The 16,079-nt window shown below is 61.8% G+C and carries 13 protein-coding genes; 8 read left to right on the top strand and 5 right to left on the bottom strand.

Annotated features, from left to right (window positions below; translation table 11 throughout):
- Window positions 1-94: 94 nt before the first annotated feature.
- Complete coding sequence (gene hpnJ / locus DWU99_RS12005; RefSeq protein WP_115478300.1) at window positions 95-1,522, bottom strand: hopanoid biosynthesis associated radical SAM protein HpnJ; 1,428 nt, start codon at window positions 1,520-1,522, stop codon at window positions 95-97.
- A 79-nt stretch (window positions 1,523-1,601) separates the two neighbouring features.
- The gene (gene hpnI / locus DWU99_RS12010) at window positions 1,602-2,756 is read right to left on the bottom strand and encodes a bacteriohopanetetrol glucosamine biosynthesis glycosyltransferase HpnI (protein ID WP_115478301.1); all 1,155 of its coding nucleotides are present in this window, start codon (window positions 2,754-2,756) and stop codon (window positions 1,602-1,604) included.
- A 78-nt stretch (window positions 2,757-2,834) separates the two neighbouring features.
- Here hpnI and DWU99_RS12015 point away from each other — a divergent pair, with 78 nt between their 5' ends.
- From DWU99_RS12015 to dcp, 8 genes are all read left to right on the top strand, one after another.
- Window positions 2,835-3,398: a DUF2147 domain-containing protein gene (locus DWU99_RS12015; RefSeq protein WP_158543280.1), complete on the top strand. Its 564-nt coding sequence runs from the start codon at window positions 2,835-2,837 to the stop codon at window positions 3,396-3,398.
- 43 nt (window positions 3,399-3,441) lie between these two features.
- Window positions 3,442-4,470: a diphosphomevalonate decarboxylase gene (gene mvaD, locus DWU99_RS12020; protein WP_115478303.1), complete on the top strand. Its 1,029-nt coding sequence runs from the start codon at window positions 3,442-3,444 to the stop codon at window positions 4,468-4,470.
- Complete coding sequence (locus DWU99_RS12025) at window positions 4,470-5,567, top strand: mevalonate kinase family protein (protein ID WP_158543281.1); 1,098 nt, start codon at window positions 4,470-4,472, stop codon at window positions 5,565-5,567. Before mvaD ends, DWU99_RS12025 begins: the two co-directional genes overlap by 1 nt.
- A gap of 99 nt (window positions 5,568-5,666) precedes the next feature.
- Window positions 5,667-7,946 (top strand): hydroxymethylglutaryl-CoA reductase, degradative, encoded by a 2,280-nt coding sequence (locus tag DWU99_RS12030; RefSeq protein WP_115478305.1) that lies wholly within the window; start codon window positions 5,667-5,669, stop codon window positions 7,944-7,946.
- Entirely contained in the window at window positions 7,939-8,541 is a 603-nt protein-coding gene (gene idi, locus DWU99_RS12035) for an isopentenyl-diphosphate Delta-isomerase (RefSeq protein WP_233511076.1), read from the top strand. Before DWU99_RS12030 ends, idi begins: the two co-directional genes overlap by 8 nt.
- 134 nt (window positions 8,542-8,675) lie before the next feature.
- Entirely contained in the window at window positions 8,676-9,818 is a 1,143-nt protein-coding gene (hpnH, locus tag DWU99_RS12040) for an adenosyl-hopene transferase HpnH (RefSeq protein ID WP_115478307.1), read from the top strand.
- Window positions 9,819-9,835: 17 nt separating this feature from the next.
- Entirely contained in the window at window positions 9,836-10,945 is a 1,110-nt protein-coding gene (locus DWU99_RS12045) for a glycosyltransferase (RefSeq protein WP_115478308.1), read from the top strand.
- A gap of 120 nt (window positions 10,946-11,065) precedes the next feature.
- Complete coding sequence (dcp, locus tag DWU99_RS12050; protein WP_115478309.1) at window positions 11,066-13,273, top strand: peptidyl-dipeptidase Dcp; 2,208 nt, start codon at window positions 11,066-11,068, stop codon at window positions 13,271-13,273.
- A 111-nt stretch (window positions 13,274-13,384) separates the two neighbouring features.
- On the opposite strand, the gene DWU99_RS12055 is transcribed toward dcp, so the two are convergent.
- From DWU99_RS12055 to bufB, 3 genes are all read right to left on the bottom strand, one after another.
- Window positions 13,385-14,296 (bottom strand): AraC family transcriptional regulator, encoded by a 912-nt coding sequence (locus tag DWU99_RS12055; protein WP_115478310.1) that lies wholly within the window; start codon window positions 14,294-14,296, stop codon window positions 13,385-13,387.
- A gap of 113 nt (window positions 14,297-14,409) precedes the next feature.
- Entirely contained in the window at window positions 14,410-15,189 is a 780-nt protein-coding gene (locus tag DWU99_RS12060; RefSeq protein ID WP_115478311.1) for an HvfC/BufC N-terminal domain-containing protein, read from the bottom strand.
- Window positions 15,186-16,043: an MNIO family bufferin maturase gene (gene bufB / locus DWU99_RS12065; RefSeq protein ID WP_115478509.1), complete on the bottom strand. Its 858-nt coding sequence runs from the start codon at window positions 16,041-16,043 to the stop codon at window positions 15,186-15,188. The genes DWU99_RS12060 and bufB overlap by 4 nt, the downstream gene beginning before the upstream one ends.
- Window positions 16,044-16,079: the final 36 nt, after the last annotated feature.

Here is a 16,079-nt window from a genome sequence, read left to right on the forward strand (position 1 = left end):
CGTTAATCCGGCGCAGGCCGGAATCCAGTATCGAGAATGCGCAAACGTCGCGTTCCGTGACTGGATTCCGGTCTGCGCCGGATTGACGGGTGGATCAGGCTTCGTGCGCGCGCAGGAAGCGGAAGAACTCCACGCCTTCGCGCAGACGGCGCTTCATCATGTCCCAGCTGGTCAGCATTTCCTTGACGATTTCCCAGATCTTCGACGGACGGAAGTAGAAGGCCCGGTAGAACTTTTCGACGCCGTGGAAGATATCCTGCTTGGACAGGTGCGGATATTCGATCAACGCGAGCTGCACGCCCTTGTCGTTGACGAGATTGACCGCGTCGTTTTCCTTCAACCAGCCGCTATCGATCGCCTGCTTGTACAGCGCGGTGCCCGGATACGGTGCAGCCAGCGACACCTGGATGGTGTGCGGATTGATTTCCTTGGCGAACTGGATCGTCTTTTCGATCGTTTCCTTCGTCTCGCCGGGCAGGCCGAGAATGAAGGTGCCGTGGATCGTGATGCCCAGCTTGCGGCAGTCTTCGGTAAAGCGGCGCGCGATGTCGGTGCGCAGGCCCTTCTTGATGTTGTGCAGGATCTGGTCGTCGCCCGACTCGTAACCGACGAGCAGCAGGCGCAGGCCGTTTTCCTTCATGATCTTCAGCGATTCGAACGGCACGTTCGCCTTCGCATTGCACGACCACGTCCAGCCCATCGCGCCAAGGCCGCGCGCGATCTCATGCACGCGCTCCATGTTGGAGCTGTCGGTAAAGGTGTCGTCGTCGAACATCAGCTCCTTCACTTCGGGCATGTTCTCCTTGATCCACTTCGCTTCGGCCAACACGTTGGCGGCCGAGCGCGTGCGATAGCGGTGACCGCCGACGGTCTGCGGCCACAGGCAGAAGGTGCACTTGGAACGGCAGCCGCGGCCCGTGTAGATCGACACGTACGGATAGTTGAGATAGCCGATGAAATAGTTGCTGATCGTCAGGTCGCGCTTGTAGATCGGCGCGACGAACGGCAGATCGTCCATGTTCTCGATCATCGCGCGCGGCGGATTGTGCTGCACGGTGCCGTCGGCCAGCTTGTAGCTGATGCCGGTGATGCTTTCGAACGGACGACCTTCGGCCACTTCCTTGCAGGTGTAGTCGAATTCTTCGCGCGCGACGAAATCGATGGCGGGCGATGCGGTGAGCGAACCGCTCGGATCGACCGCGACCTTCGCGCCGACCAAGCCGACGATCACCTTCGGATTGCGCTCCTTCAGCAACTCCGCGAACTTGGCATCGGTCGGGAACGACGGCGTGCTGGTGTGAATGATCACCAGCTCGTATTCCGCGGCGATCTTCAGACTGTCTTCGACCGAGATCTCGTCGGCCGGTGCGTCGAGCACGCGCGAATCGGGAATCATCGCGGCCGGCTGGGCCAGCCACGTCGGATACCAGAAGCTCTTGATCTCACGCTTGGCCTGGTAGCGCGAACCGGCGCCGCCATCGAAGCCGTCAAACGAGGGAGCTTGCAGAAAAAGCGTTTTCATTACGAGTAACTCCTGCGGGGGCAGTCGATCTGCCCAGGGACAGCAGACAGTTCAGGAATAAAGCCGAACAAAAATAAATCTAAGGCGCTGAACCGTCGCCTCGAGCATGCAATACCTGACCGCGCCATCTTACCTGCCAACCGGCTAGGGCAATTGCCCATTCCATCAGCAATAAGGCATCGCGGAGGGGAATCAACAGGACTTCATGCCAGGCGAAGGCTTCATCACTGGTGCGCCGCTGTAAAAAGTGTAGCAAAACCCGCGCGCCGCTACCGAGCAGGGCGAGGGCCAGCGTGATCGCACCGGGCGCGAGACACAGGCCCAGCAACAGCAAAGGAGCGGTGAAACACACGAAAGTCATCGCAAAACCCCATGGCGCGAGGGAGCGGATGGTTCGCAGCCAACGCACTTCATGGTCCCACAAAGCTTTCAATTGGCTTTCAGAGACGTCCGTGCCGACGACGACATCGGACAGCACCGTGCGCAGCCCGGCGCGACGTGTCAGCTCGCCCAGCCAGAAATCGTCGGCCAGCGTGTTGCTCAGGGCCTCGAAGCCGCCGATGGTTTGCAGGGCATCGCGGCGCAGGCAGATGGTCGAGCCGAAGGCGAAGCGTGTCGAGCCGAAGGCGTGCGACAGACGTACCGAAGGCGCAAACCAGTCGTCGATGAATAGACGGCCAAGCCGCGACCAGAACGAAGGACCGGATACGCCGCGATAGAGGCAGGTGACGATGCCGACGCCCGCGTCGGCCAGTGGCGCCGTGACGCGTATCAAGTAATCGGGGGCAACGCTGATATCGGCATCCGCGAGCACCAGCCAGTCGTGCTTGGCGTGCGGAAACATGTTCAACAGATTGCTGACTTTCAGGTTTGCGCCATGCACGCGCGGATCGACCGCCAAGGCGATATCGCGTCCTGGAAATTCCGCGCGAAGTTTTTCCACCACGGCGATGGCCTGATCGTCCGGATCTCGCACGCCGAATACCAGCTGATAGGTCGCATGGTTCTGAAGGCAGAAGCTGCGCAGGTTTTCATGCAGTCGAGGCTCGGCGCCATGCAGTGGCTTGAGTACGGTCACCGGGCGCAGCGTGTTGCTATCGATGCCATTCAGTGCCGACGTGCGCGGCACGCGCAATACGGCCCACAGTGCGACACACGCGTAGCCTGCGGCAGCGAAGGCGAGTGCGATGCCGAGTCCATGGATAACGGCGATGAAGATCCAGGTTGATGACATGGACGGTTATGCTACAGGCTGCCATTTGGGGAATCGGCGGACATGGGGTCCAACCGTCCATCATGCAAGGAGGGCGCGATGATTTTCGCGGGTCTCGGACGCCCATCGCGTCTCGTTTCGCTGCTCGTGCTTGTCTTTGTCCTGTTCGCGGGACTGGTCGGGCCATGTGCGGCCGACGACAGTGTGGCCGATTTGCCCGCGGCGGCCGGCATCGTGGGCGACTGGCTGGTGGAGAGCAAGGACGCCGTCATCCGGATCGAGCGCGTCGGCGACGAATACCAGGGCTACATCCTCTGGCAGCTGCACGACACCTACGGTCCGGAGGATGGGCCAGAGCTCAACGGCAAGATCGTCACCGACCGGAACGACCCCGATCCGACGCTCCGCAGCCGGCCACTGACGGGCCTTCGTTTGCTGAAGGGGTTGCGCTACGACATGGCCGATAACAAGTGGATCGGCGGGCGCGTTTATAATTCGGAGAACGGAAAGACCTACAATTGCGTGGTGCGGCTGCCCAATCCGAGCCGGCTGGTGTTGCGCGGCTATATCGGCATCCCGCTGTTAGGCGGAAACACGACCTGGACCCGGGTCACGATGAAAAGCCCAGGTCAGGGCGGCTTACCCTATGTAATTGATAAATAAAAATATTTCCTGTTTTTTTGCTGCCCCTCCCCAGCGGAACAATATGAATCGTGAACTTCGCGCCGATGCATCCGGCGAATTCCATGCTGCCTCGCAGGCCCAGCCCAACATCGCATTGGTCAAATACTGGGGCAAGCGCGATGCCGCGCTGAATCTGCCGGCGGTGGGGTCTATTTCGATCACGCTGGACAGCCTCTGGACGCGTACCGACGTGCGCTTCGTGCCGGGGCAGAAGGGTGACCGGGTCAGTCTCAATGGCCGCAGCGATGAAGCCGAGTCCAGGCGCATCACGGCTTGCCTGGACCTGCTGCGCCAGCGCGCCGCGGTCGACTGGGGCGCGGACGTGGCCAGCCGCAACAACTTTCCCACCGCCGCGGGCCTGGCTTCGTCGGCCTCCGGTTTTGCCGCGCTGGTGCATGCGGGCGCGAGGGCGCTGGGCTTGCAGCTGAGCGATGCGGAGCAATCGGTACTGGCGCGACGCTGCTCCGGTTCGGCGGCGCGTTCCATTTTCGGCGGCTATGTCGAATGGGCGCACGGTCGATTGGCCGATGGCACCGACTCGGTCGCACAACCGCTGCTTGCGGCGGAGTCGTGGCCGTTGCGTGTCGCGGTGGCGATTACCTCCAAAGCCGCCAAGCAAGTCGGTTCCAGCGAAGGCATGCGCCGCACGGCGCAGACGTCGCCGTATCAGTCTGCGTGGGTCGACACGCAAGAAGCGGATCTGACGACCGCACGCAACGCGATCCTCGCGCGCGATTTCGAAGCGCTCGCGCTGATATCCGAATACAGCTGCCTGAAGATGCATGCGCTCGCCATGGCTGCGCAGCCGGGATTGCTCTATTGGAACGGCGCCACGATGGAATGCATGCATCGCGTGCGCGCGCTGCGCCAGCAGGGACTGCCCGTGTTCTTCACCGTGGACGCTGGCCCGCAGTTGAAAGCCGTGTGCGAGCCCTCCGCGATCGAGGAAGTGAAAGCTGCCCTGCGCGACGTTCCCGGCGTGCTCGACGTGCTCGATACCGGTCTTGGCGCAGGTGCCCGGGCCATTTCGCCCGACGCCGTGGAGGCATGATGGAAATCATCGCGAGCGCACCCGGCAAGCAGGTGTTGCTGGGCGATTACGCCGTACTGGAAGGCGCGCCCGCGCTGGTGCTGGCGGTGAATCGCCGCGCTCAGGCGCGTGTCGTCCTGCGCGATGATGGTGAGTGCAATGTGGTTGCGCCCGATCTCGATATCAGCGATGCGGCATGGACGATCGATCGCGATGGCGCGCTTCGATGGCAGTGCGATGAGGCTGCGGCCGCCAAGCTCGCGCTGGTCGACCACGTGTGGGATGGTTTGCTGCGCGAGGGTCTGGCGCCGCGCGTTGAACAAGGCTTGAGCATCCATCTGGATACATCGGGCTTCTTTCATGGCGAAGGTGCCGCGCGCGTCAAGCTTGGTCTGGGTTCCAGTGCTGCGTTGACGGTTGCGCTCGCGTCCGCACTGGCGACCTGTGCAGGTCACGAAGATGCGCTGGCCGATCGCGTGCAATGGGTGCGCCGCCTGTTCCATATGCATGGCGGCTGGCAAGGCGGCCGCGGCAGCGGTGTCGATGTTGCTGCGGGCGTGGCGGGCGGATTGATCAGCTATCAGCTGATGGGCGAGGAGCGCACGCCGCACTTCATGCACGAGGCATGGCCCGTGCAAGGGCTGCATTGGCTATTCGTGTGGTCGGGCCAGTCCGTATCCACGGCCAATTCGCTCAAGCACCTGGCTCAATGGCGCGCAACGCACGGCGCCGACTATGCGGCGCACATGGGCAGGCTCGGGGCCATTTCCACATCGGCCGTGCAGGCACTGCGTCAGCGCGAGACGCAATCTTTCATTGGCCTGACAAAAGACTATGCGACGGCGCTGCAGAATTTCGGCGACGCATGTGGCCTGGAAATCTATTCTCCCGCACAAAAACAGCTAGCCAGTATGGCGGCCGAGGCCAATGTCAGCTATAAGCCCTGCGGCGCTGGCGGCGACTTCGGCGTGGTTTTTGCCGAGGATTCAGAAAGGTTGGCGACATTTGAACGCGCCATTGTGCGCGCGGATATGCATGTGATCCCCCTCCCACTTGATTCCGATGGGGTCAGCTGCCATATGCGTCAGGTTGCAAGCTCGCCGCTTATGGATCTCTGACGTGATCGCCAGTGCTTTTAAACGTCATGGTCGGCGTACGACATCCAACGTCCGCGTGACGAAGTGCATCCATCTTGAACTATCCGGAGTAGCCAAGGCATGAGTGCCGAATCATCGAGTGCCGAACGTTCCCGATTCCCGGCGTTCTACAAACTCTCTGTTTCCGATCGCGTGCGCATCATCCACGAGCGTGGCTGGGTGTCGGCAGAGGATTACCAAGCGCTGGTGTCCGGCGAGCACACGCTGAAGATCCACAAAGCCGACAAGATGATCGAGAACGTCGTCGGCGTGATGGGTCTGCCGGTGGGCCTGGGATTGAACTTCCTGGTCAACGGCCGCGACTACATCGTGCCGCTGGTGGTGGAAGAGCCTTCGATCGTGGCGGCGCTTTCGTCGGCCGCGAAAGTCGTGCGCGGCACGGGCGGCTTCACCGTGGAGAGTACCGAACCGGTGCTGATCGGCCAGGTGCAGGTGGTCGATGTGCCGCATCTTTCGCACGCCAAGGCCACGCTGCTCCAGCGCAAGGATGAAATCCTCAACCTCGCCAACAGCCTGCATCCGCAGATGGTGGCGCGCGGCGGCGGCGCGCAGGATCTCGAAGTGCACGTGCATGCGCGCGCCGAAGGCGGCGACATGCTGGTCGTGCACCTGCTGGTCGACACGCGCGACGCGATGGGCGCCAACCTCGTCAACACCATGTGCGAAGGCGTCGCCTCGCTGGTGGAAACGATGACGGGCGGCCGCGTCTTCCTGCGCATTCTTTCCAACCTCACCGATCGTTCGATGGTGCGCGCGCGCTGCGTGATTCCGATCGAACATCTCACCGGCAAAGGCTTCACGGGCGAAGAAGTGCGCGATGGCATCGTGCTCGCGAACGAGTTCGCCAGCATCGATCCGTACCGCGCCGCTACGCATAACAAAGGCATCATGAACGGTGTCGATGCCGTTGCGCTTGCGACGGGCAACGATTGGCGCGCCATCGAAGCGGCTGCGCACGCCTACGCTGCGCGCGGCGGTCGCTATACCTCGCTCACGCGCTGGTACAAAGGCGAGAAGGGCGAGCTGATCGGCGAGCTCGATATTCCGATGAAGGTCGGTATCGTCGGCGGCCCGCTGCAGTCCAACGCCACGGTTGCGCTTGATCTGCGCCTGCTCGGCGTGAAGACGGCGCGCGAGCTGGCCGAAGTGATGGGTGCGGTCGGTCTCGCGCAGAACTTCTCGGCACTGCGCGCCCTGGTGACCGAGGGCATCCAGCAAGGACACATGACGCTGCATGCACGCAGCGTTGCCGTCGCCGCAGGCGCCACGGCGGAAATCTTTGACACCGTCGTGGAGCGCCTTGTGGAAAGTGGCGAGATCAAGATCTGGAAGGCGCAGGAGATCGTCGATCAGGTCCGCAAGGAGTCGCGTGGCGCGATCGAAGCGACCGAACAGCCGGCGATCGATCATCGCGCGTGCGGCCACGGCAAGATCATCATGCTGGGCGAGCACGCGGTCGTTTACGGCAGCCATGCGATCGCCGCGCCGGTGCCGCTGGCTGTGCGCGCCGTTGCGCAGGACACCAAGTCCGGTGGCGTGGACATGTTCATCCCGCGCTGGGGCGTGGAATATCGCCTGCACCGCGATCCGGCGCACCGCGATTCGTTCCAGCGTTCGCTCGGCATCATCTTCGATGAGTTGCAGCTCACCGAGCGTTCGATGCGCATCGAGGTTTTCCCGAACGTGCCGCGTGCGATGGGCCTCGGCGGTTCGGCGGCGATGGCGGTGGCAGTGATCCGCGCGCTCGACCAGCACTACAAGCTGGGCCTGAGCGACGAAGAGATCAATGCACTCGCTTTCCGTTGCGAAGAAGTCGCGCACGGTTCCGCGTCGGGCATCGACAACACCGTGGCGACCTACGGCAAGCCGCTGCTCTACAAGCGTGCGGCCAAGCAGGGCGATGCGCCGATGGTGCGCGAGCTGCATCTGCCCAAGCGCATTCCGCTCGTGATCGGCATCAGCGGCAAGGAAAGCCTTACCGCCGTGACGGTCGGCAAGGTGCGCAGCGCATGGCAGCGCAACCCGGCGCTGTACGACGGCATCTTCCAGCAGATCGACGGTCTCACGCTGCAGGGCGTCGAAGCCATGCAGCAGTACGACCTGGAACGCCTGGGCGACTTGATGAACATCTGCCACGGCTTGCTCAACGCGCTGCGCGTGTCGAGCTGGGAAGTGGAAGAGCTGGTGCAGATCGCGCGCGAACACGGCGCGCTCGGCGCCAAGCTCACCGGCGGTGGCGGCGGCGGTTCGATCGTCGCGCTGTGCCCGCAGAACCGTGAAAAAGTGGCGGCTGCGATGCGCGATGCGGGCTATCAGGCGATGGAGGTCGACATTGGATAATCAGGAACTGGAACGTCAGGAATGGCGCGACTCGAGGGAAGTGGTTTCCTTCGACGACGAGCCCCTGATCCTGGTCGACTCGGACGACCGTGAGGTCGGCTTCCTCGACAAAGCCGCTGCGCATGTGGGCAAGGGCACCTTGCATCGTGCGTTCTCGCTGTTCGTGTTCAACACGAAGGGCGAGCTGCTGTTGCAACAGCGTGCACCGGGCAAGCGCCTCTGGCCGGGTTTCTGGTCCAACACCTGCTGCAGTCATCCGCGTCGCGGCGAGACCATCGATTCGGCCATCCATCGCCGCCTGCGCGAGGAACTGGGGCTGGCATGCCCGCTCGAGTTCCTGTTCAAGTTCGAGTATCAGGCGCAATTCGACGCCGAAGGTGCCGAACACGAGCTTTGCTGGGTGTATGCCGGTCGCAGCAATGATGCGCCGACGGTGAACGTGAACGAGATTTCAGGTTTGCGTTACATCGCGCCCGATGCGCTGGACGCGGAAATGGCCGCCAATCCTGGTGCTTTCACGCCCTGGTTCAAGATCGAATGGGCCCGGATCCGCCGTGACCACGCGCACGTGTTTGTGCCGCAGTCCACAGGTTAGTCTGGGCAGACATAACGGTAACCGCGCAGGTGGCTTATACTGGTCCACCTGAAAAACTTGTAAGCGATTGATGCACAAGCTTCCCCAACCCTTGGTTTGCTGGCATCCCTCGCATTGACGTACTGGAGAATCCTTTGGGTATTCCACTTATTCAACAGACCACGATCGCACGCTACATCCTCGCTAAAAAGCTGAGTGGCCAAAAGCGTTATCCCTTGGCGATGATGTTGGAGCCCCTGTTCCAGTGCAATCTGGCGTGCGCGGGCTGCGGCAAGATCGATCAGCCCAAGGAAATCCTGCAGAAGCGCATGAGCGTCGAGCAGGCCTTGGCGGCCGTGGACGAATGCGATGCACCGGTGGTTTCGATTCCCGGTGGCGAGCCGCTGATCCACAAGGATCTGCCGAAGATCGTCGAAGGCCTCATTGCGCGCAAGAAGTTCGTATATCTGTGCACGAACGCGATCCTGATGCCCAAGCATATCGACGAATACAAGCCGTCGCCGTACTTCACCTGGTCCGTGCACCTCGATGGCCTGGAGAAGCAGCACGATAAATCCGTGTGCATGGACGGCGTGTTCGAGAAGGCAGTGACCGCGATCAAGCTGGCGCTGTCGAAGGGTTTTCGTGTCACGGTGAACTGCACGTTGTTCAACAGCGAGCCGCCGGAAGAAGTTGCCGATTTCTTCGATTACGCCATGGAACTGGGTGTCGAAGGCATCACGGTGTCGCCCGGCTACAGCTACCAGCACGCGCCGCGCCAGGACGTATTCCTTGGCCGCACCGAGAGCAAGCAGCTGTTCCGTGACATCTTCAAGATCGGCAAGGAACGCAAGCGCAAGTGGGCGTTCAACCAGTCGGCGATGTTCATGGACTTCATCGCGGGCAACCAGAGCTACCAGTGCACGCCGTGGTCCAATCCCACCTACAACATCTTCGGCTGGCAGAAGCCGTGCTACTTGCTGGTCGACGAAGGCTACGCCAAGACCTACAAGGAATTGATGGAAGACACCGAGTGGGAGAAGTACGGCGTTGGCATCAATCCGAAGTGCGACAACTGCATGGCGCACTGCGGCTTTGAAGGCACCGCGGTGGACGATATGTTCGCTCACCCGCTGAAGGCCATGAAGGTGTCGATGTTTGGTCCGCGCACCGATGGTCCGATGGCGCCGGATCTGCCGGTGAAGTACGGCAATCGTGCCGACGCCACCGCCATCAAGATTCCGATCAGCTCGATCCAGCGCCGCAGCGCGGAAACGGGTACCGAAGCCAATCACTAACGGTAACGCGGCCGCCGATGGGCACACTGGAATGGGTTGCCGCGTCGATACCGGCAGTGATGTGGGTGGGGTTGCTGCTGGCACCGTGGCGCCCCTGGAGTACCCGCGAACGTATTGAACCCGACCCGCATGCCGGGTCGGCGGATCTCAGCGAGATCACGGTGCTGATTCCCGCGCGCAACGAGGCCGATGTCATCGGCCTCACGCTTTCCGGTCTGCAATCGCAGGGCAGCGGCTTGCAGGTGATCGTCGTCGACGATCAATCCAGCGACGCCACCGCGCAGATTGCCTCGACCTTTGCGAACACTCGCGTGGTCAGCGGGCAGCCTTTGCCGGAAGGCTGGGCAGGCAAGCTGTGGGCGCTTGAACAGGGCAAGGCTCACGTGCGCACGCCGATGACCTTGCTGCTGGATGCCGATATCCAACTGCAGCCCGGCTTGCTTGCGGCACTGCTTGCGCACAAGCGCCGCGACAACCGCCAGTTCGTCTCGCTGATGGCGGATCTGCGCCGTACCAGTTTCTGGGACCGCCTGCTGCTTCCGGCGTTCGTCTACTACTTCAAGCTGCTGTATCCCTTCTCGATTTCCAATTCCGACTCGCGCCTGATCGCGGCGGCGGCGGGTGGTTGCATTCTGGTCGACACCGAAGCCCTGCAGCGCGCGGGTGCATTTGCCAGTCTGCGTAATGCATTGATCGACGATTGCACGCTCGCGCGGCAAGTCAAAAATGCCGGCTATCGCACCTGGCTGGGCCTGAGTCGTGGCGTGGTGAGTTTGCGTCCCTACGGCACCGTGGGCTCCATTCACGACATGGTGGCGCGCTCTGCGTTCACGCAGCTTGGCTATTCCACGGCCATATTGCTGGTGGTAACGGTGCTGTTCGCATTGGCCTACGGCCTTCCGTTCGTCGTGCTGGGCTGGCCCGAAGCATGGCGCCTCGGTGTGATCGCGCTGGTCGCAATGATGGCGAGCTATCTGCCCATGCTGCGCTATTACGGCATGACCTTCGCGTGGGCACTTCTATTGCCGGTTGGTGCGGTGTTGTACCTGGGCATGACCTGGAGCTCGGCCATCCGGTACTGGCGTGGCGTCCGCTCCCGCTGGAAGGATCGCACCTACAGCACTTGACGGCGGCGTCAGCCCCGCCCCTGCCGATGGGCAGGCTTGGAAGATGGGAACGCTCTGGCTAGAGTCGGAGAACAACTGTCCATGCCCCGCCAGCCGGGCCCGTCACTCTCGGGAGCTTCCATGCCTCGTCTTCGTCTCTTGGTGATCGCCACGTCGATCGGTCTTGCCGCCTGCTCGCAGGCGCCCAACAACACGGCCAGCGCACCGGCGCCATCCGCCAGCGCGCCCGCATCGGCGTCGACCACGGCTGCCTCGGCGCAGGAGAGCAACCCGTTCTTCACCGCCAGCACGCTGCCGTACCAGGCGCCGCCGTTCGACAAGATCAAGGACGGCGACTACCAGCCCGCACTCGACGAAGGCATGAAGGAGCAGCTCGCGGAGGTCGACAAGATCGCCAACAATCCCGAGCCGCCGACGTTCGAGAACACGTATGTGGCGCTGGAAAAATCCGGTGTGCTGCTGGATCGCGTGATGCGCGTGTTCAATGCCATCACGGCCGCCAACACCGACGATGCGCTGCAGAAAGTGCAGGAAGAAGAAGCGCCGAAGCTTGCCGAGCATCAGGATGCGATCACGCTGAACGACAAGCTATTCCAGCGCATCCAGGCCGTCTACGACCAGAAGGATTCGCTCAAGCTCGATCCCGAATCGCAGCGCCTGATCGAGGTGGTTCATCGCAACTTCGTCATGGGCGGCGCCAAGCTGTCCGCCGACGACAAGGCCAAGCTGAAGGACCTCAACAAGGAAGAATCCACGCTCGAGGCGCAGTACAACAACAAGCTGCTCGCCGCTGCGAAGGACGGTGCGCTCGTTATCGACGACAAGAGCAAGCTTGCCGGCCTCTCCGACGAAGATATCGCCGCCGCCGCGCAGGCCGCCAAGGACCGCAAACTCGACGGCAAATGGGTGCTCACGCTGCAGAACACCACCCAGCAGCCCTTGCTGCAGGATCTGACGGATCGCGACACGCGCAAGGCACTGTTCGAAGCATCGTGGACGCGCGCCGAAAAGGGCGACGCCAACGATACGCGCGACATCATCGAGCGCCTCGCGCAGTTGCGCGCGCAAAAGGCCAAGCTGCTCGGCCTCCCGAACTACGCCGCGTGGACGCTGCAGGATCAGATGGCACAGACGCCCGAGACGGTGATGAGCTTCATGGGCAAGCTCGCCCCTGCCGCCGTCGCGCGCGCGAAGGTCGAAGCCGCCGACATCCAGAAGCAGATCGACAAGGATCAGGCCGCGCTGCACCAGCCCACCTTCAAGCTCGAACCGTGGGATTGGGAGCATTACGCCGAGGAAGTGCGCAAGGCCAGGTACGATCTCGACGACTCGCAGATCAAGCCGTACTTCGAACTCGACGACGTGCTGCAGAACGGCGTGTTCTACGCCGCCAATCAGCTTTACGGTCTGACGTTCAAGGAACGCAAGGACATTCCGGTCTATCAGCCGGACGTACGCGTATTCGAAGTGTTCGACAAGGACGGCAAGTCGATTGCGCTGTTCTACTGCGATTACTTCAAGCGCGACAACAAGAATGGCGGCGCCTGGGAGGACGTCTTCGTCGGACAGTCCAAGCTGCTGGGCACCAAGCCGGTGATTTACAACGTTACCAACTTCACCAAGCCGCAAGCCGGCCAGCCGGCGCTGTTGTCGCTCGATGACGTGATCACCATGTTCCACGAGTTCGGTCACGGCCTGCACAGCCTGTTTGCCGACGAGCAGTATCCGACGCTCTCGGGCACGAATACCGCGCGCGATTTCGTCGAATTCCCCTCGCAGTTCAACGAACACTGGGCGACCGATCCGAAGGTGTTCGCCAACTACGCGAAGAACTACAAGACCGGCGAGCCGATGCCGCAAGCGCTGGTCGACAAGATGAAGAAGGCCGGCCTCTTCAACAAGGGCTATGACATGACCGAGCTGGTCGCCGCGGCGATGCTCGACATGAACTGGCACATGCTCGGCGCCGATGCGCCCAAGCAGGACGCCGATGCGTTTGAAGCGGCGTCGCTCAAGAAGGATGGCGTGGATCTTTCCTACGTACCGCCGCGCTATCGCTCCAGCTACTTCCTGCATATCTGGAGTAATGGCTACTCCGCCGGTTACTACGCTTACCTGTGGACGCAGATGCTCGCCGACGATGCCTTCGAAGGCTTCAAGCAGCACGGTGGGCTGACCCGCGAAAACGGCGACCGCTTCCGCGACATGATCCTCTCGCGCGGCAACACGGTGGAACTGTCCAAGCTCTACAAGGACTGGCGTGGTCAGGACCCGAGCATCGAGCCGATGTTGATCGATCGTGGCTTGAAGCAGAGCCCGTCGAAATAAGCACTTCGTGCACGGAGTGATTCCAGGCAGGCCGGCATTATGCCGGCCTGCTTTTTAAAGACTATTGATCGAAGTCTTTCGCATCCTGCACGCGATCGTGCCATGCCTGACTCAGTTCAACGCATGGCTTGCGCTCGCCGACCTGATTCGACCCGGGCAGATGCCGCTTACGCGCTTGAATAGCCGCCTGAAAGCTGCCTCGCTGCTATAGCCAAGTTCTTCGGCGATCGACGCCACCGACAGTTGGCGGTCACGCAGCATCCGTTCCGCGACGCTTACGCGCCATTGGGTGACGTACTGCATCGGCGGCACTTTCATCAACTGCGCAAAGCGTTCCGCGAACGCGGAGCGCGACATGCATGCCAACGAAGCCAGCGTCTGCATCGTCCACGGCTGACCGGGATTTTCGTGTATGGCCTGTAACACCTTGCAGATGCGCGTATCGCCAAGCGCCGCGAACAATCCGCGATGATTGGTGTTGCGGCTGGCGTAGTCGCAAACAGCGAGCGTGAACAGCGTGTCGGCGAGTTTGTTGAGCAGCACGCGACGGCCAGCCGACCCGGAATTCACCACATCGACCATCATGCTTGTAAGGTGCCTGAACACCTGATCCGCATGCGCTGCGCGCACCACGAAGCAGGTGGGCAGTGCGTGGCTGAGCGGATGCGGTGTATGGCTGGAAAAGTGCAATTCGCCGCAGATCAGGCTGGTCGCCGCCGTGTCGTCGTCATGCAATGAGCGCAGAGAGTGAGCATCGCCATGCGGAAGCAGCACCAGGTCGCCGGTATGCAGGCGCAAAGGCTCGCTTAACGAGGGGCTTTCGACCATGCATTCGCCAGCCCCCACAAGGTGGAACAACCCGCAGTGATCGCGCGGCTCGTCCATGAACCACGAGCCGCAGTATTGCAGCTCGGCCACGATATCGACCCGCAGCGTCGATTGGCTGAGCAGGGACTCCAGGGCCGGTTCGACCATCGGCGGACATCGGGTATCGGCAAGGGTGCTGCTGTGTTCGAGGTACATGGGCACGGCTTCCGTGGCTTGGCTCTATGCCAGTACTTCGCCTGAAACGGGTGCCGGTTACACCCACCGAAACCTGCAGCGGGGCGCCATTCCTGGGCCGCGCACCGGGTGGGTCAGGCCAAGTCCCATCCTCGAATCAAGCCGGCCTCGAGCCAGCGTTTCAGTACCGTGACCATGCGTGGCATGGCGGCCGATTCGCCGTGGCACGCTGCCAGCCTCGCGCATAAGGAGGCAAACGTCTCGCCCTGGATCGACGCGCCAAGCACCAGCCATTCGTCGTCGTCGAGCCGGCGGTAGTGCACGGTCGTAGCCCTGCGCCACACCAGGACCTGACGCGGCTGCGCGAAGCGGCGAAGGTGAGGGCGCTTGCTACCGTTGTCTGTGGCGCGGCGAAACGCATCGGTGTTGTAAGCGCACTCAAGCACCTGCAGATTGTTCTGCAATGTCAGGCGCAACCCTGCCCACGATTCGGGCGGTACGGCCGAAAGATCCGCGACGCCCATGCTCGATTCGTCCGCGGCGTCGAACGCCGTGGAAATGGCCCAGTCCATTTTTGCCATGTTGGCCAATTGCGGTTTTTCGCGCCACGGATGTGCGTATTCGAGAAACCCCGCGAGACCGGAGCCATACCAGCGAATGTTGTAATGCTCGGAGGGATGTGCCTCGACGTATTTATCGAGCATGCCTTCGAAGCGCGAGCCTGCCATGCATTGCAGTCCGGCGAATTCGACTTTCAACGCATCGCGCAGACGGATGCGGTAACCATGCCGGTAGACATCGAGCCTGCTGGATGCATCGGCAATATCGTCGCCAAGAACGATGTGTGGCGGTAACGTTCTTTCTGCAAGCACTGCCTGCAGCATTTGCTGCTGGATGGTTTGCAGCGTGCTCATGCAGCGTCCTGCAACAACGGCTCGGCCAGTGCGCGTGCGTGTTCCAGCTCGGCCATCAGCTCAGCCAGTGGCGGGAAATTGTCATCGCGTTCGATCATGGTCGAGATGCGGCCGAAGCGGCGCACCGCTTCCATGTAGAGATCCCATACCGCGTTGGAAACGGGTGCGTTATGGGTGTCGATGATCAATCGTTCGCCCTGTTCGTAACCGGCGAGGTGGAATTGCTGAACGCGTGATACCGGAATGCCGCGCAGATAATCCAGTGACGAGAAACCGTGGTTCTTTGCACTGACGTGCACGTTGTTGATGTCGAGCAGGATGAGGCAATCCGCACGTTCCGCCACGGCGGCGAGAAATTCCCATTCAGTCAGCTGCGAATCGGCAAAGGTCACGTAGCTGGAAACGTTTTCCAGCAGGATGCGCCGTTTGAGCACGTCCTGCACGCGCTTGACGCGATTGACGACGTGTTCCAGTGCTTCTTCCGTGTATGGCAGCGGCATCAGGTCATGCAGATTGACGCCCTGCACACCTGTCCAGCAAAGATGATCGGAAACCCAGGCCGGTTCGACGCGTTTTGCCAGGGCGGCCAGTCGCGCGAGATAGTCTTCGTCCAGTGGATCGGCGCTGCCGATCGACAGCGATACGCCGTGCATCACCAGCGGAAACCGTTCGCGAAAGCGATCGAGCCAGACCAGCGGCAGGCCGCCGCTCACCATGTAGTTTTCAGACACGACTTCCAGCCATTCCACCTTGCCGGGGTTGGCGAGCAGCGCTTCGTAGTGCTCCACGCGCAAGCCCAGGCCGTAGCCGAGATAAGGAAGCGAGCCGGGGCGGGTTGCGGAAGAGGGAGTCATGGCGACACTCACTTCATCGGGAAAAGGCGGATGCGC

It is taken from the genome of Dyella psychrodurans (assembly GCF_003363265.1).
GTDB lineage: Bacteria > Pseudomonadota > Gammaproteobacteria > Xanthomonadales > Rhodanobacteraceae > Dyella_B > Dyella_B psychrodurans.